Source organism: Oceanicaulis sp. UBA6590 (assembly GCF_002433705.1).
Classification (GTDB): Bacteria; Pseudomonadota; Alphaproteobacteria; order Caulobacterales; family Maricaulaceae; genus Oceanicaulis.
The window spans coordinates 1-17,552 of record NZ_DJIQ01000002.1 but is presented as its reverse complement, the minus strand read 5'-3'; the positions used below and the strand labels follow the sequence as shown (position 1 = coordinate 17,552).

11 protein-coding genes are annotated in these 17,552 nt (G+C 65.2%); 8 read left to right on the top strand and 3 right to left on the bottom strand.

Annotation, left to right across the window (positions count from 1 at the left end; genetic code table 11):
• The first annotated feature begins 15 nt into the window (after nt 1–15).
• Nucleotides 16–1,389 carry an AmpG family muropeptide MFS transporter gene (locus B2Z70_RS00280; RefSeq protein ID WP_292979838.1) on the top strand — a complete coding sequence of 458 codons (1,374 nt, stop codon included), beginning with the start codon at nt 16–18 and terminating at the stop codon, nt 1,387–1,389.
• Here the strand turns inward: B2Z70_RS00280 and B2Z70_RS00275 are convergent, their stop codons facing one another.
• Nucleotides 1,390–3,678, bottom strand: a complete 2,289-nt coding sequence (locus B2Z70_RS00275) for an NADP-dependent malic enzyme (protein WP_292979836.1) — start codon at nt 3,676–3,678, stop codon at nt 1,390–1,392.
• A 122-nt stretch (nt 3,679–3,800) separates the two neighbouring features.
• Between B2Z70_RS00275 and mutS the strand changes: the two genes are divergently transcribed.
• The 5 genes from mutS (at nt 3,801) to B2Z70_RS00250 (ending at nt 12,743) form a co-directional block, all read left to right on the top strand.
• Complete coding sequence (mutS, locus tag B2Z70_RS00270; protein ID WP_292979834.1) at nt 3,801–6,488, top strand: DNA mismatch repair protein MutS; 2,688 nt, start codon at nt 3,801–3,803, stop codon at nt 6,486–6,488.
• Nucleotides 6,489–6,525: 37 nt separating this feature from the next.
• Entirely contained in the window at nt 6,526–9,342 is a 2,817-nt protein-coding gene (locus tag B2Z70_RS00265) for a [protein-PII] uridylyltransferase (protein WP_292979832.1), read from the top strand.
• 3 nt (nt 9,343–9,345) lie between these two features.
• Nucleotides 9,346–10,956 (top strand): murein biosynthesis integral membrane protein MurJ, encoded by a 1,611-nt coding sequence (gene murJ, locus B2Z70_RS00260; protein ID WP_292979830.1) that lies wholly within the window; start codon nt 9,346–9,348, stop codon nt 10,954–10,956.
• Between the two features lie 64 nt (nt 10,957–11,020).
• Entirely contained in the window at nt 11,021–12,064 is a 1,044-nt protein-coding gene (trpS, locus tag B2Z70_RS00255; protein WP_292979828.1) for a tryptophan--tRNA ligase, read from the top strand.
• A gap of 106 nt (nt 12,065–12,170) precedes the next feature.
• Entirely contained in the window at nt 12,171–12,743 is a 573-nt protein-coding gene (locus tag B2Z70_RS00250) for a copper chaperone PCu(A)C (protein WP_292979826.1), read from the top strand.
• A gap of 77 nt (nt 12,744–12,820) precedes the next feature.
• Here B2Z70_RS00250 and lepA read toward each other — a convergent pair whose 3' ends face one another.
• A complete protein-coding gene (lepA, locus tag B2Z70_RS00245) occupies nt 12,821–14,629 on the bottom strand; it encodes a translation elongation factor 4 (protein WP_009802470.1) in 1,809 nt (602 codons plus the stop codon).
• A 161-nt stretch (nt 14,630–14,790) separates the two neighbouring features.
• Between lepA and B2Z70_RS00240 the strand changes: the two genes are divergently transcribed.
• Together B2Z70_RS00240 and B2Z70_RS00235 are read left to right on the top strand one after the other, a co-directional pair.
• Nucleotides 14,791–15,414, top strand: coding sequence for a DUF1134 domain-containing protein (locus B2Z70_RS00240; protein ID WP_292979821.1), 624 nt, complete (start codon nt 14,791–14,793; stop codon nt 15,412–15,414).
• A 115-nt stretch (nt 15,415–15,529) separates the two neighbouring features.
• Nucleotides 15,530–16,852 carry a hypothetical protein gene (locus tag B2Z70_RS00235; RefSeq protein WP_292979819.1) on the top strand — a complete coding sequence of 441 codons (1,323 nt, stop codon included), beginning with the start codon at nt 15,530–15,532 and terminating at the stop codon, nt 16,850–16,852.
• Nucleotides 16,853–16,964: 112 nt separating this feature from the next.
• Here B2Z70_RS00235 and B2Z70_RS00230 read toward each other — a convergent pair whose 3' ends face one another.
• Nucleotides 16,965–17,255 carry a GIY-YIG nuclease family protein gene (locus B2Z70_RS00230; RefSeq protein WP_292979818.1) on the bottom strand — a complete coding sequence of 97 codons (291 nt, stop codon included), beginning with the start codon at nt 17,253–17,255 and terminating at the stop codon, nt 16,965–16,967.
• Nucleotides 17,256–17,552 lie beyond the last annotated feature (297 nt).

The window sequence follows — 17,552 nt, the reverse complement described above, 5'->3', positions numbered from 1 at the left end:
TGACGAGGGAAAACCATGTCGCAGGACGTCACTCAGCCCCAGCGCAGCTGGCGGCAAACGGTCCGGGTGTATTTCACCCCGGTCATGCTTTCGATGATCGTGCTGGGCTTCGCCTCCGGCCTGCCGCTCTACATGGTGTTCCAGAAGCTGTCCTACTGGCTGCGTGACGCCGGGATCGAGCGGTCCACCATCGGCTTCTTCTACTGGGTGACCCTGTCCTACACCCTGAAATTCCTCTGGGCGCCGATCATTGACCGGGTGCAGATCCCGTTTCTCGCCAAGCTTCTTGGACCCCGTCGGTCCTGGATCGTCACCGCGATTTCAGGAACGGTGATCGCGCTGGTGATCATCTCCCAGACCGATCCGACCCAGGGGCTTGCCCCGGTCGCCATCGCGGCCTTGCTGCTGGCCTATTCCAGCGCGACGCTGGACGTGGCCATCGACGCCTGGCGCATCGAAAGCGCCCCCAATGACATGCAGGCGAACATGGCCGCGGGGTATTCGCTGGGATACCGCGTCGCCTACATGACGTCCGGATTGGGCCTCGCCATTTCCGAATGGGCGGACTGGAACTGGTCCTTCCTGGCCATGGCCGCCGCAATGGCGATCTCGGCGGGCCTTGTTTTCTTCATGAAAGAGCCTGCGACAGCTGCCTACAAGCACGCCCTGACCGGGTCGCTGCCTGAGAAGATCGTCAAGGCCGTCGTTGACCCCTTCCGACAATTCATCGGGCGTCTGGGCTGGTGGCTGTTGCCGGTGCTCATGCTGGTCACGCTCTACCGGATCAGCGATTTCACCATGGGCGTGATGGCCGCCCCGCTCTATTCCGACCTCGGCTTTCCGCGTGACGCGGTGGGCGGCATTCAGGGCGGGCCGGGCCTCATCGCCACCATGACGGGCCTGTTCCTGGGCGGCATCGCCAGCATGCGGTTCGGCATGATGCGCGCCCTGGTCATCGGCCTGGTGATCACCCTGATCACCAATGGCGCCTATGCCTGGCTGGCCGCCACGGCCGGCCCTGACGATCTGGGCAAGCTCACGATTGCGGTGGTCGGTGACAATCTGGCGGGCGGCTTCGTGACGACGGTGTTCATCGCCTACCTCTCGAGCCTGGTGGACCCGGAGAACGCGGCGACCCAGTACGCCCTGTTGAGTTCGTTCTACGCCCTCCTGCCGAAATTCATGGCGGGCTTTTCCGGCGTGCTGGCCGATCAGGTGGGCTGGGTGTGGTTCTTCATCCTCACTGCAGGCTGGACCGTGCCGGCGGCATTCCTGTTGGCGCTGGTGCTGGGCTGGGGCCCGGCGGCGGCGAAGGGGCAGTTCAAGTTCGCCGAGCGCCGGACCACAGAAAACAGCTCTGATGAAACCGCAGAGGGCAAGGCGGAGTAACTACTCCGCCGCCTTCTCCGCCCGCTCTTCTGACAGGTCGTGCGCGGCCAGGGCTGCGAGCGTGAGAATGTCGTTCACGCTGGCGCCCAGACGCGCGATCTGCACCGGCTTCTCAAGCCCCACCAGCATCGGACCCAGCACGGTGGCGCCGCCCGCGGCGCGCATCAGCTTGGTGGCGATGGAGGCCGAGTGGATGGCCGGCATCACCAGCACATTCGCCGGGCCGGACAGGCGCGAGAACGGATAGAGGCGACGGTGATCGGGGTCGAGCGCCACATCGGCGTTCATCTCGCCCTCGTACTCGAAATCCACGCCCCGCTCATCCAGATAGCTGACCGCCTTCTGGATCGCGTCGGCGCGATCGCCCGACGGATTGCCGAAGGTGGAATAGGACAGGAAGGCCACGCGCGGGGTGACGCCGAAGCGTTTGGCGGCTGCGGCGGTCTCCACCGCAATATCCGCCAGCGCTTCGGGGCTGGGGAATTCGGTGACGTTGGTGTCGGCGATGAAGAGCGTGCGGCCGCGCGACAGCACAAGGCTCATCCCCATCACGCGTTCGTTCTCGGCGGTGTCGAGCACCAGCTTCACATCGCCCAGCGCCTGGGCGTAGTTGCGCGTCACGCCCGTCACCATGCCGTTGGCGTCTCCCAGCGCCACCATGCAGGCGGCGAAGACGTTCCGGTCGTTGTTCACCAGACGCTGCACGTCCCGGCGCAGATAGCCCCGGCGCTGCAGGCGCTTGAACAGGAAGTCGGCATAGTCCGCATTCTTGTCCGACAGGCGCGCATTGACGATGCGGATGGCGTCTGACTGAACGCCCAGAAGCCGCATGTTTGCGTGAACCGTCTCTTCGCGACCAATGAGGATCGCCTCGCCCAGACCCTGGTTCTGGAACGCGTAGGCGGCGCGAATGACCGACGGCTCCTCGCCCTCGGCGAAGACAATGGTCTTGGGCTCGCACGCACGCACATCGTCATGAATCGATTGCAGGATCGCGGCCGTCGGGTCGAGACGACGCGCCAGAGCGGCCTTGTACTGATCCATGTCGGCGATGGGCTTGCGCGCCACGCCGGAATCCATCGCCGCCTGCGCCACATAGGGCGGCACATGGCTGATCAGGCGCGGATCGAACGGGGCGGGGATGATGTAGTCCTTGCCGAAGGTCGGGCGCGCGCCGTGATAGGCGGCGGCCACTTCATCAGGCACATCCTCGCGCGCCAGCTCGGCCAGGGCCTGGGCGGCGGCGATCTTCATGTCTTCATTGATGGTGCGCGCGCGCACATCCAGCGCGCCGCGGAAAATGTACGGAAAGCCCAGCACATTGTTGACCTGATTGGGATAATCAGACCGGCCGGTCGCCATGATGGCGTCAGAGCGCGCCTCGCGCACTTCTTCGGGGGTGATCTCGGGGTCCGGGTTCGCCATGGCGAAGATGATCGGATCGGCCGCCATGGAGCGGACCATTTCCTTGGTCACCGCGCCCTTGACTGACAGGCCGATGAAGCAGTCCGCGCCGCTCATCGCCTCTTCCAGCGTGCGCGCCTCGGTATCGGCGGCATGGGCGGACTTCCACTGGTTCATGCCATGGTCGCGGCCCTTGTAGATGACGCCCTTGGAATCACACAGGATGGCGTTGTCATGCTTGACGCCCATCGCCTTGATCAGCTCCAGCACCGCGATGCCCGCCGCCCCCGCGCCGTTCACCACGACCTTGAGCGTGGTGATGTCCTTGCCCGAGAGTTCGCAGGCATTGATGATGCCGGCGGCGGAAATGATGGCGGTGCCGTGCTGGTCATCGTGGAAGACGGGAATATCGAGATATTCGCGCAGCTTCTCCTCGATGATGAAGCAATCGGGGCCCTTGATGTCCTCGAGATTGATGCCGCCGAAGCTGGCGCCGAAGCGGCGCACGCATTCGATGAAGGCCTCGGGGTCGCTCTCATCCACCTCGATATCGATGGAATCCACGTCGGCGAAGCGCTTGAAGAGCACCGACTTGCCTTCCATCACCGGCTTGGACGCCATGGCCCCGAGATCGCCAAGGCCCAGAATGGCGGTGCCGTTCGAGATCACCGCGACCATATTGCCCTTGGAGGTGTAATCGTAGGCGAGGTCGGGATCCTCGGCGATCGCCTTCACCGGCGCGGCCACGCCCGGGCTGTAGGCCAGCGACAGATCGCGCTGGGTCGCCATGGGCTTGGTGGCGGACATCGCCAGTTTTCCGGGCTTGGGATAGCGGTGGAAGTTCAGGGCTTCTTCGTCATCGACGCGTGAACGGCGGTCAGTCATGTCTGGCTCGGAAAACAAGGGATGTGGACAGGTATGAATAAGCACACTAGCCGCTTCGCGGCAGACAGCAAATCACGCGCTGTCACACTTGCGGCGGACGTTGGCGCAGTTAACTTGCGCGCATGACTCGCCATGCTGATCCCGCCGCGCTGAACGCTCGCGCCTTCCCCACCTCCGAAGGCGGCACGCCCATGATGGTGCAGTTCCTGGAACTGCGCGCTGAAGCGCCGCTGGACGCCTTGTTGTTCTACCGCATGGGCGATTTTTACGAGCTGTTCTTTGACGATGCGGTGCGCGCCTCTGAAGCGCTCGACATCGCACTCACCAAGCGCGGCGAGCATCAGGGCGAGCCGGTGTCGATGTGCGGCGTGCCGGTGCACAACGCCCAGATCTATCTGTCGCGCCTGATCAAGGCGGGCTTCAAGGTTGCTGTCGGCGAACAGCTGGAAGACCCCGCCGAAGCCAAGAAGCGCGGCGCGAAATCGGTCGTCCGGCGCGGCATCACCCGCATCGTCACCCCCGGCACGCTGACCGAGGATGATCTTCTGGACGCCCGCGCCGCCAACCGCATCGCCGCCATGGCGCGGCTGGCGTCCGGCGAGGCGGCGCTCGCCTGGGCGGACGTGTCCGATGGCGAATTCGCCGCCATGAGCTTGGACGCGAACGGGCTGGAAGCGGAACTGGCCGCGCTCAACCCGTCCGAAATCCTGTGCGCGGATGAGGACGCCAGGCTCGCCAGTGAGCTGGCGCCCCACGCCGTGATCACCCCCCGCGCCAGGGCGAAGTTTGATTCCGGCGCGGGCGAACGTCGCCTCAAGCAGCGCTTTGAGGTGCAAAGCCTTGATGGCTTCGGCGCCTTCTCAAAAGCCGAGCTGTCGGCGCTGGGCTCGCTTCTGGATTATCTCGAACTGTCTCAGGCCGGCGCGCCGGCGCGCCTGCGTCCGCCGCAAAGCCTGCCGTCGGGCGCAGCCATGGTCATCGACCCGGCGGCGCGGATGAGTCTGGAGATCGACCGCACCCTGCAGGGCTCGCGCAAGGGATCGCTGATCGACGCGATTGATCGCACCCTCACCGCACCGGGCGCGCGTTTGCTGGCCGACCGACTGGCGCGTCCGTCCATGAGCCTGCCCGAAATCCATGACCGGCTCGATGCGGCGCAATACTTTCTGGAAAACCGCAGCCTGCGCGAACAGACCCGCGAGCGGCTGAAAGCGGCGGGCGACCCGGCGCGCTGCCTGTCACGGCTCTTGCTGGGCCGGGGCGGTCCGCGCGATCTCGCCCAGCTCTCCCGCGCGCTCAAGGAAGGCGAGAAGCTCATTGCCGGGTTCGCCAAGGATCCGCTGAATGCGCCGCCCGCCCTGATCGACCGCGCACTGAACGCCCTGTCGCTGGCGCAGAATCCCGAGCTTGCGAGCCTGGTGCAGGAGACCAGTCAGGCGCTGGTGGCCGAACCCCCGCTTCTGGCGCGCGATGGCGGCTTCATTGCGCCGGGCTGGACGCCTGCGCTGGATGAAGCGCGCAAGCTGCGTGACGACTCCCGCCGCATCGTGGCGGGCCTGCAGGCGACCTATGCCGAGCAATCGGGCGTCAGCGCGCTCAAGGTCAAGCACAACAATGTGCTGGGCTATTTCATCGAGGTGAGCGCCAAGAACGCCGACGCGCTGATGGGCGATGACGCCTTCATCCACCGCCAGACCATGGCGAACGCGGTGCGCTTCTCCACCCCGGAGCTGGGCGAGCTGGAAGCCAAGATCGCCCAGGCGGGTGAGCGAGCTTTGGCGCTGGAGCTTGAAATCTTTGAGGCCTTCCGCAGCCGCATCGAGGCGCTGGACGCGCCCATCCGCCGCGCATCGCAAGCGCTGGCAAGCCTTGATGTCGCCGCCGCCACCGCCCATTGGGCCGAGGAAACCGGCGCCGAGCGTCCGCAGGTCGAAGACAGCCTCGCCTTTGATATCGAGGGCGGACGGCATCCGGTGGTCGAACGCGCGCTCGAACGCTCCGGCGAAGGCCGTTTCACCCCCAATGGCTGTCATCTCGATGGCGCCGGGGGCGAGCATCCGCGCCTGATGCTGGTCACCGGGCCGAACATGGCGGGTAAATCGACCTTCCTGCGGCAGAACGCGCTGATGGCGATCCTCGCCCAGGCCGGGCTCTATGTGCCCGCCAAATCCGCGCGTATCGGCCTGGTGGACCGGTTGTTCTCCCGCGTTGGCGCCGCCGATGACCTGTCGCGCGGGCGCTCGACCTTCATGGCGGAAATGATCGAGACCGCCGCCATCCTCAATCAGGCCGGGCCGCGCGCCCTGGTGATCTTGGACGAGATCGGGCGCGGCACGGCGACCTTTGACGGCCTGTCCATCGCCTGGTCGGCGGTCGAGCACCTGCATGCGGTCAATCGCAGCCGGGCCTTGTTCGCGACGCACTATCACGAGCTGACCCGGCTCGCCGAAGAGCTGGACGCCGCAGGCAACAGCTCGCTCAAGGCCAAGGAATGGAAGGGCGAGCTGATCTTCCTGCACGAAGTGCAGAAAGGTCCCGCCGACCGCTCCTATGGCGTCGAGGTCGCCAAGCGCGCCGGCCTGCCCAAGGCGGCGGTCAAGCGGGCGCAGGAGATCCTCGATCGCCTCGAAAGCGATGATGCGCCCGCCGCGGCGCTGGCCGATCTGCCCTTGTTCTCCGCGCTCAGCGTTGAGCCGGAGGCGAAGCCCAGCGCGGTTGAGGAGCGGCTGAAAGCGATTGACCCGGACAGCCTGACCCCGCGCGAAGCGCTGGACGTGCTGTATGCGCTTAAGGCCTTGAGCGAAAACTGAGGCTGACGCCGCCTTCGCACTCGCATAAAATCAAGCCATGCGACCCACCACACTCCCTGCGGGCCTTGATGGCCTGCGCCTGCGCGCCGAACTGTCCGCCGCCACGCGCGACGGCTGGGACAAGCCCGCCAATCGCCAGCTGGCCATGACCCGGCTCAAACGCTATCTCGACAAGGGACGGGCCTTGGCTGACACGCGCCTGAATGGCGCAGAGGGCGGGCTGGAAGCGGCGCGCACCTGGTCGGGCGTGATGAACGCCGCGCTGCGGGCGCTGTTTGATTCCATCATTTCGGACTACACCGAGGATGCGATCGAGGGCATCGCCCTGTGCGCGCTCGGCGGGTATGGCGCGGGCGAACTGGCGCCGCAATCAGATATCGATCTCGTTTTCCTGACCTCTGACGCGCCGCCTGAATACGCCCGGGCCGTGATCGAGCAGACCCAGTACGCCATCTGGGATGCGGGACTGCAAATCGGCGGGGGCGCGGTGCGCACCCTCGATGAAGCCTTGGCGCTGGCCAAGGAAGACCTGTCCGAACGCACGGCCCTGCTCGATCTGCGCTCCATCTCCGGCGATATCCGCCTGGTGCGTCAGATGCACACCCGGTTCGACGAAGAGATCCGCATCAAGAATGACGCCGAGTTCGCCGCCGCCAAGCTGGCCGAGCGCGATGAGCGCGTGGACCGGCAGGGCGACAGCCGCTATGCGGTCGAACCCAATATCAAGGACGGCAAGGGCGCGCTGCGCGATCTTCAGACCCTGCGCTGGCTGGCGCAAATCCTGTACGGCGACGATGCGCTGGAACGCTGGGTGGTGGCCGGCCTGTTCTCCATCGACGATGTGAAGCGCTATCTCAGCGCGGCGGATTTCTTCTGGACCGTCCGCTTCCACCTGCACGCGCTGGCAGGCCGCAAGGATGATCGGCTGACCTTTGACCTGCAGCCCGAGATCGCGCGCCGCATGGGCTTTGAGGACACCGACGACCAGCTCGGCGTCGAGGCCTTCATGCGCAGCTATTTCCTGAAAGCGATCGATGTGGGCGCGCTGACCCGTCTGGTCTGCGCCAAGCTCGAAGCCGACGAGCTGAAGGACCCGCCCGGCGGGCGATTCCTGCCGGCGGACGGCGTCGCGAATGAGGCCGAGCTCGCCGAGCGGGGCTTCATCCTGCACGCCGGTCGGCTCGATTTCGCCGACCCCCAGGCGCCCGAAACCGATCCGGTCATGATGCTGCGCCTGTTTGAAAAGGCCGCCGCCCGCCATCTGGATCTGCACCCGGACGCCGTCGCCGCCATCGGGCGCGGCCTGCGCCAGATCGACCAGCGGTTTCGCACCGATCCGCGCGCCGCGCGCAGCTTCTTCGCCGTGCTGATGGATGCTGATGATCCGCGCATCATCCTGCGCGCCATGACCGAAGCCGGGCTTCTGGGCGCCTATATCCCCGAATTCGGCGACATTGTCGCGCGCACCCAGTTCAACATGTATCACCGCTTCACGGTGGACGAGCACACGCTGAACGCTCTGGGTCTTCTGCGTCTGCTTGAACAGGGCAAGCTCAACGCCGACCATCCGCTGGCCTCGAAACTCGCGCCTGAAATCCTGCATCGCCGGGCCCTGCATCTCGCCGTGCTGTTGCACGACACCGGCAAGGGCAAGGGCGATCAGTGCATTGAAGGTGGGGAGAACGCCCGTCAGGTCTGTCCGCGTCTGGGGCTGGACGATCACGAGACCGATCTCGTCGCCTGGCTGATCGAGAACCATCTCGAGATGAGCGATGTGGCCCAGCGCCGCGACCTCTCGGACCCGCGCACCGTGCTCGATTTCGCCGAGAAGGTCGGCACGATGGACCGACTCAACCTTCTGACCGTGCTGACGGTGGTGGATATTCGCGCGGTGGGACCGGGCGTGTGGAATGGCTGGAAGGCCCAGCTCTTGCGCGATCTCTATCAGGCCACGGCTGCAGTCCTGAAAGGCGGAGACCGGCGCGACGAGGCCGAGGCCCGCGCCCGGCTGGCCGAACGCGCGGCGCTGGCGCGCAATCATTTCCATGAGGCCCTGTCGCGGATTGATCCCGACTTCACCCAAATCTGGACCGAAGTGCTCGACCATTCCTACTGGCTGGCCTTCGGCGAGGATGACCGCTTCCGTCACGCCGCTTTCGCCCGCGCCGCCTTTGAGCGGGGCCAGGCGACCAGCGTCGGCGTGCGCACCGACAAGCGCCGCTCGGCCACCGAGGTCATGGTGCTGACCCCTGACCGGCATGGTCTTTTCGCCGACATCGCCGGCGCCCTGTCGCGCGAGGGCGCCAATGTTGTCGGCGCGCAGGTGACCACCACTTCGGACGGGCGCGCCTTTGACGTCTTCTATGTGCAGGAACAGGGCGGCAAGCCCTTTGGCTGGTCAGACAGCTATATCCAGGACCGCTTGCGCGACAGCGTGCAGTCCGCCGCCGAGCACGGACTGTCCGGCGATGACGCCCGGTCCATGCTCAAACCCCTGCGCCGCCGCGAAGCCGCCTTCACCGTGACGCCCTCGGTCAATCTTGATCTCGAGGCGTCCGATGACGCACTGGTGATCGAGGCGACGGGGCGCGACCGCCCCGGCCTCCTGCATGCGCTGGCGAAAACCCTGTCCGACATCGGATTGTCGCTGGAGGCGGCCCGGATTGACGGCTATGGAGAACGCGCCGTCGACACCTTCTATGTCACGGAACAGGGCGGCAAGCCGTCGGGCGACGCCCGACTGGCGGGGATCAAGGTGCAGTTGATGAATGTTCTCGCCGACGCGGAAGAGGCGGTCGCCGTGCACCGCGCCAGGCAGGGCCTGGTCTCCACGCCCGCCAGCGCAGGACGATAGATCATGCGTCTGTTGCGCTCTTCTGCAGTTGTGGGCGGGTTCACGCTTCTGAGCCGGTTTTTCGGCGTGACGCGGGACATCCTCCTGGCGGCGCGCCTGGGCGCCGGACCGCTCACCGACGCCTTCTTCACCGCCCTGACCTTCCCCAACCTCTTCCGCCGCATCTTCGCCGAGGGCGCCTTCAACTCCGCCTTCATCCCGCTCTATGCCCGACGGCTGGAAGGCGAGGGCGCCGCGGAGGCCGACCGCTTCGCCAGCGAGGTCCTGTCCGTGCTGACCGTGTCCGTGCTCGGCATTGTCGTGCTGGCGCAGATCGTCATGCCCTGGCTGATGTATCCGCTGGGACCGGGCTTCATCAGCGATCCGGACCTGTTCGCCTTCGCCGTGCTGATGACCCAGATCACCATGCCCTATCTGCTGTGCATGTCGATGGCGGCGATGATTTCGGGCGCGCTCAACTCCCATGCCCGTTTCGCCACCGCAGCCGCGGCGCCCATCCTTCTGAACGTGGTGCTGATCAGCGTGCTGCTGTTCGCGCCCGGAGAGCGCCGGGACCTGGCGCTGTGGCTGTCGATCGGCGTCACGGTCTCGGGCGTGCTCCAGACGAGCTGGCTGTATGTCACGGCGCGCCGCGCGGGCATCCGGCTCACCTTCCAGGCCCCGCGTCTGACCTCGGGCGTCAAGCGCCTGATCGTCCTGGGCGTGCCCGGCGCAGCCGCCGCCGGCGTGACCCATGTCAATCAGCTGGTCTCCGGCTCCATCGCCACCCTTCAGGAGGGCGCCCGATCCTGGATCTATTATGCGGAACGGCTCTATCAGCTGCCGCTGGGCGTGATCGGCATCGCCATGGGGGTGGCGCTTCTGCCGGCCCTGTCCAAGCGCCTGCGCGCCGGCGATGACGCCGGCGCCATGGGCGGCCAGAACCGCGCGATCGAGATTTCCATGGCGCTGACCCTGCCGGCCGCCGCCGCCCTTCTCGTGATCCCGGACGCGGTCGTGGCCGGCCTGTTCCAGCGCGGCGCCTTTGACGGGTCAGACACCGCCCGCACCGCGCTGGCGCTGGCGATCTACGCGGCGGGTCTGCCCGCCTTCGTGCTGATCAAGGTGTTCGCGCCGGGCTTCTTCGCCCGCGAGGATACGCTGACGCCGATGAAGTTCGCCGCCGCCTCCATGGTCGTGAACCTGCTGGTCGGCGTGGCGCTGTTCTTCGGGCCCATGGGCTATGCCGGCCTGGCGCTCGGAACCACGCTGGCGGGCTGGCTGAACGCCATCCTGCTTGGCGGGACCTTGGTGCGTCGAGGGCAATTCATTGCTGACCCGCGCCTGAAACATCGCCTGTCCCGGATCGTTCTCGCCTGTCTCGTAATGATGGCCGCGCTCTGGCTGATCGTGCGTTTCGCCGAAGCGCCTGTCACGGCGGCCCTCGCCGCGCCGCTGGGCGCCGCCCTGACCGCGCTGGTCTGGATGGGGGTTCTCGTGGTCTCCGGTCTCGCCGTCTTCGTGGCGTCCACCCTGTTGCTGGGCGGGCTGCGGCCGCAGGAATTGCTGGGCGCGCTCAAGCGTGATCCGGGCGCCGCGGTCACCGAACAGCCCCAAGCCGGCACGGACGCTTGAGGCCCGGGCGCGCGCGCTTTAAGACACAGCCTTCCTCGACCCTTGTTCTCTAGCGGAAACTCCCATGACTGACGCGACGCCCGCCTATTCCGGCCCTGAACGCATTCTGTCCGGCATGCAGCCCACAGGCGGGCTGCATCTGGGCAATTATCTGGGCGCGCTGAAGAACTGGGTGCCGATGCAGGACAGCGGCAAGGAATGCTTCTTCTGCGCGGTCGACATGCACGCCATGACGGTGGAGTACGATCCCGCCGTACTGCCCGACCGGGTGCGCGGAGTCGCCGCCGCCTATATCGCGGCGGGCGTGGATCCCAAGCGCAGCGCCATCTTCGCGCAGTCCGCCGTGCCCGAGCATGCCGAGCTCAACTGGGTGCTCCAGTGCGTGGCCCGCATGGGCTGGATGGAGCGCATGACCCAGTTCAAGGACAAGGCGGGCTCCGGCAAGGACGCCGAACGCGCCAGCGTGGGCCTGTTCACCTATCCGGTGCTGATGGCGGCGGACATCCTGGTGTACAAGGCGACCCATGTGCCTGTGGGCGATGACCAGAAACAGCATCTGGAGCTGGCGCGCGACATCGCCGCCCGCTTCAATCGCGATTTTGGCGGCGACGAGATCATCCTGCCCCAGCCCGAGCCCGTGATCCTGCCGACCGGCGCGCGGATCATGTCGCTCAAGGATGGGACCAAGAAGATGTCCAAGTCCGATCCCAGCGACAATGCGCGCATCAATCTGCACGATGATGCCGACACGATTGCGCGCAAGATCAAGAAGGCCAAGACCGATCCCGAACCCCTGCCCGAAACCGCAGAGGGCCTCAATGATCGTCCCGAGGCCAAGAACCTTGTGGGTCTTTACGCTGCGCTCACCGGCCAGTCGGTGGCCGAGGTGCTGGGCGAGTTCGGCGGGCAGGGCTTCGGGGTCTTCAAACCCAAACTCGCAGAAGCCGCGGTGGAATACATCGCCCCTGTGAGTGAGGAATATGCGCGCCTGCTCAACGACAAGAGCGAGATCGACGCGGTGCTGAAGGACGGCGCCGAGCGCGCCCGCAACGCCGCCCGGCCGGTGATGGCGGAAGTGAAAAAACTGATCGGCTATTGGGGCGCCTAATCGCCGCAGGCCGTACGCTTGCGCGGCTTGAAAAAACTCGCCATGTCTTGGCGAACCGGGACCGGGCGGGGTGGATCACCTCGCCCGTCTCACATGGAGAGATGACATGTTCAAACGCGCCCTTCTTGCTGCTGCCCCGCTGAGCGTTCTGACCCTCGCCGCCTGCTCGCCCGCCGAAGAGGCGCCGGTGAGCAACGAGCCGGCCGAATACGCCGTGATCGAAGGCTGGGTGCGCAATCCGCTGGGCGGCCGCGACGTCACCGCCGGCTTTGTCACCCTCACCGCCGGCGCGCCGGGCGGCCAGCTCGTGGGCGCCTCCACCGAAGAAGCGGACGCGGTGGAGCTGCACACCATGGCCATGGATGGCGCGGTCATGCGCATGCGCCATGTGGACAGCCTCGACATTCCCGCAGGCGGCGCGATGAGCCTTGCGCCGGGCGGCGACCACATGATGATCTTCGGCGTGAACCCTGAAGACCTCGAAGACGGCGAGATGACCCTGACGCTGGAATTCGCCGACGGCGAAACCCTCACCGTCACCCTCCCCGTCCGCGACGCCGCCCCCGAGCTTGATCCCGAGATGGGCGCGATGAGTCATGACGGTCACGAGATGAGCGATGAGGGTGAAACCGGAGCCTCTGATCCTCAAGATCCCGAGCCCGAAGATCACGGTCACTAGCGCAATCATCGCGCTCCTGAACGCAAAAGCCCCGGCCATCGGCCGGGGCTTTTTTGGGTTCGCAAAGCACCCAACGCCTAATCGTCGTCCATCTTGAGCGCCGCAATGAACGCTTCCTGCGGGATTTCGACATTGCCGTACTGGCGCATCTTCTTCTTGCCGGCCTTCTGCTTTTCCAGAAGCTTGCGCTTGCGGGTGGCGTCGCCGCCATAGCATTTGGCGGTCACGTCCTTGCGCATTGCAGACAAGGTTTCGCGCGCGATCACGCGGCCGCCAATGGCGGCCTGGATCGGGATCTTGAACATGTGCCGGGGGATCAGCTCTTTCAGCTTCTCGCACATGGCGCGACCGCGCATGTCGGCGCGCGAGCGGTGCACGATCATCGACAGGGCGTCCACCGGCTCTTCGTTGACGAGGATCGACATTTTCACGAGGTCTTCCTCGCGGTGCTCGATGAACTGGTAGTCGAAGCTGGCATAGCCCTTGGTGACCGATTTCAGGCGGTCATAGAAGTCAAACACCACCTCGTTGAGCGGCAGCTCATAGACCAGCATGGCGCGCGCGCCGGCATAGGTGAGCTCGAGCTGCACGCCGCGACGGTCCTGACACAGCTTCAGGACGCCGCCGAGATATTCGTCCGGCACCAGAATAGTCGCCTTGATCCACGGCTCGGCGATGGAGGCGATCTTCACCGGATCGGGCATGTCGGCGGGGTTGTGCAGATCGATCTCGGTTCCGTCGGTGAGCTGCATCTTGTAGACCACGGACGGCGCGGTGGTGATGAGGTCCACATTGTATTCGCGCTCGAGCCGCTCGCGGATGACCTCCAGGTGCAGCAATCCCAGGAAGCCGCAGCGGAAGCCAAAGCCCAGCGCGGCGGAGGTTTCCATCTCGAAGCTGAAGGAGGCATCGTTGAGCGCCAGACGCTCCACGGCATCGCGCAGGTCTTCAAAGTCGGCCGCATCCACCGGGAACAGGCCGCAGAACACCACCGGCACGGCGGGCTCGAAGCCCGGCAGCATGGAGTCGGTGGGGCGTTTTTCCTCGGTGATGGTGTCGCCGACGCGCGCATCGCGCACCTGCTTGATCGAGGCGTTCAGGAAGCCGATCTCGCCCGGGCCCAGGCTGTCCCGGTTTTCCTTGGCGGGGGTGAACACGCCCACCCCGTCCACGCCATAGCTGGCCTTGGCGCCCATCAGGCGCACGCGCATGCCCTTTTTCAGCGTGCCCTCGATGATCCGCACCAGACAGATGACCCCGAGATAGGGGTCATACCAGCTGTCCACCAGCAGCGCCTTGAGCGGCGCGCTCGGATCACCGGATTTCGGCGCCGGCAGACGGGTGACGATGGCTTCGAGCACATTGTCGATCCCGAGGCCCGTCTTGGCGGAAATCTCGATGGCGTCGGACGCGTCAATGCCGATCACATCCTCGATCTGGGCCTTCACCCGGTCCGGCTCTGCGGCGGGCAGGTCGATCTTGTTGAGCACCGGCACGATCTCGAGGTCCACATCGATCGCGGCGTAGACATTCGCCAGCGTCTGCGCCTCGACCCCCTGGGCGGCGTCCACCACCAGGAGCGCGCCTTCACACGCGTACAGCGAGCGGGAGACTTCATAGGCGAAGTCCACATGGCCGGGCGTGTCGATCAGGTTCAGCGCGTAGGTGTTCCCATCCTTGGCGGTGTATTCCAGACGCACGGTCTGGGCCTTGATGGTGATGCCGCGTTCGCGCTCAAGCTCCATATTGTCGAGCACCTGCTCCTTCATCTCGCGGTCGGTCAGACCGCCAGTGTGCTGGATCAGGCGATCGGCCAGGGTCGATTTGCCGTGGTCGATGTGCGCAACGATGGAAAAATTTCGGATCAGGGACGGATCTGTGCTCATGTGGCGGGAGTTAGCATTGGGAAGGCCGCTCGCCAAGCAGATTGGCAGTGAAGACGGGGGAAGAGGCCCTGTTAAGACAGTCTTCACCCTTTCGCCTCAACGCAGCCCCAATTGCCCGTCACCGTCAGGGCGAAGACAACAGGATGAAAAGGCAGGACATCATGTTCAAACGATCCTCGCTTTCACTGATCACCACCACTGCGCTGGCGCTCGCGCTGGGCGCGTGCTCGACCACGGGATCACCCCGCGCGCAGAGCGCCGAAGCGGCCGCGCCCCAAAGCGACTACCAGTCCAATATCGACACCTATTCCAATGAGGAGCTGGTGGATGTGGTGGCGGACTTCTTCGGCGTCACGGCCGAAGCCGCCGCCTCCGTGCTCGAGCGCACCTTCTCAGATCTCGGTCGCCCGGTGGGCTATATCGCCGGCGAGGAAGTCTCCGGCGCGGCGGGCGTGGGCCTGCGCTATGGCGAGGGCTATCTGACCCTGAAAGGCAGCCCGGACCAGCAGAAGGTCTACTGGCAGGGCCCGACCGTAGGCTTTGACGCTGGCGGCAACGCCAGCCGCGTCTTCACCCTCGTCTATCGCCTGAACGACACCGACCGGCTTTATCAGCGCTTTCCGGGCGTAGAGGGTTCGGCCTATCTGGTGGCGGGCATGGGCGTGAACTATCAGCGCGCCGACGGCATCACCCTCGCCCCGATCCGCTCGGGCGTCGGCCTGCGCGCGGGCGCCAATGTGGGCTATCTCGCCTATTCGCGGCAGCGCAACTGGATCCCGTTCTAAGGGTGAATTTGCGTTAACCCTTACTCGCCTCGCCCGTGAATTGCGGCTAAACTCCTTTTGATCCGGCGCCTTGGGACCGCCGGATCAGAGGGGGCCGCAAGGATTGGACGGGGTTATGAGCATTTCGGAATTTGTCGCCGGGCTGGCGGTCGGACTGGCGCTGGCGCTCTTCGTCGTTTTCATCAGCCAGTATGCCAGCCGTCTGGGCGCGGGCCTGCTGCGCGGGCTGTCCTTTCCCTTCCGTCTGGTCCTGCGCCTGTTTGGCCTGGGCAAGAAATCCGCCCCCAATCGCGCCAGCGAGATGGGCCCCTCCGCCTGGGCGGCGGCGGTGTCCGGTCACAAGACCCTGCTGGAAGGCGCGCTGGGCGATGATTTTGCGCATGAGGAGAGCTTCATCTCCCGCCAGGGCCTGATCTTCAAATGGATGGCGGTGCGCGTGGGCTTCATGCGCATGCCCGAAGAGATGACCGACAGCCTCGCCAAGGATTACGCCGAGCTGGCGGACAAGTTCCTCGGCGCTCAGGTCCCCATCGCGTCCGATCCGCGCGCCCTGTTTGAAGACGTGGAAGGCGCGGTGATCGCCCGGCAATTCGCCGATAGCGAGCACGGGCTTCTGTACATGCTCAACGAGACCCGCAAGCTGATGAACGCCAATGTGCGGCGCCTGTCGATCTGGCTGTCGGCCATCCTGTCCGTGGTGCTGATCGCCAATATCGTGCTCAACGCCGTGGGCGTGGTGGACGCCTTTGGCCCGCTGCATGGCGATCTCTTCGGGGAAAGCACCGCCGGGGCGCTCAACTCGCTGATGTTCGGCGCCGGGTCCTGCATTCTGGCGGCGCTGGTGATGTGGGCGCTGTATTATGCCGAATACGCCCCCTATCAGCGCAACACCGCGCGGGAGATGGCGAACTTCCTGACCCGCTATTGCGCACGCCTGAACGACCATTACCGCACCGCCATCGGCCGGGCCAAGTCTGTCACCGTGGGCGAGGAGCGTGATTCCAAACAGCTCTCCGCCGAGGCGCGCCTGTGGACGCTGAACATCAACTGGCTGGCCCTGCGCGTCTTCTTCATCGAGAGCTATGTGCGCAATGTCGTGTTCCAGATCACGCGCAATTCGAGCTATTACCTCCTGTTCGTGCCCGCCGCCTTCATCGCAGGCCTGATCGCGCTGTTCAGCCTTGCGGCGGTGCTGGGGCTCTTCAACCCCTTCGCCACGATCATAGCGCTGGGCTGGGTCTTCCCCGTGCTCTTCATCCTGGTGGGCGCGCTCTACGCCTTCTTCCTCGGCAATTCGATGACCGCGCTGGAAGAAATCGACCAGGGCGAATGGATCAGCTTTCACACCCTCAAGCTCAACCAGGTGCTGGGTGAAGTGGTCGGCAAATACGCCGAGGATGTCGGCTATTGGAAAAACCGCGTGGGCGGGGGGTTGTAGCAATACCTCACCCTGTCATCCCGGACGCGCAGCGATCCGGGATCTACCGGAACCGCTCTGTTCTGATCGCAGAAATGAAGCTGGTGGATCCCGGCTCAAGGCCGGGATGACGCTAGCGGGATATCTCAGGCCACAGGCCTTTCCAGCCCGGATTGGCGATCTCGATCAGATCGAGTTTCCAGTCACGCCGCCAGCGCTTGATCCGCTTCTCCCGCGTGATCGCGGCTTCAACATCCTGATGCCTTTCAAACCAGACCAGTTGTTTGGCGTCATAGCGGGTGGTGAAGCCCTCAACCACGCCTTCGCGGTGCTGCCAGACGCGCCCCACAAGATCGCTTGTCACCCCCGTATAGAGGACGCCTCTGGGCCTGTTGGTGAGGATATAAACGGCGAAAGACTTCATCTCGCCAGTCTCCCCTCACTTCCCAGTTCTGTCATCCCGGACGCGAAGCGATCCGGGATCTACCGAAACCGCTCTATTTTGATCACAGAAATGAAGCCGGTAGATCCCGGCTCAAGGCCGGGATGACGTTTTGAGAGGGTTGAAGAAACACCGCCATCCCCGCCGCAAGACGGCGAGGGCATGAGCAGGGCGCGCGGGAGCAGTCCGGGCGATTATGGGTCTATTGGTTTTGTTATGGAGCCCGATAAGGCTCCCGCGCGCGGTGGTGTTTTATACGGCCTCGACCGGCTTGCTGAC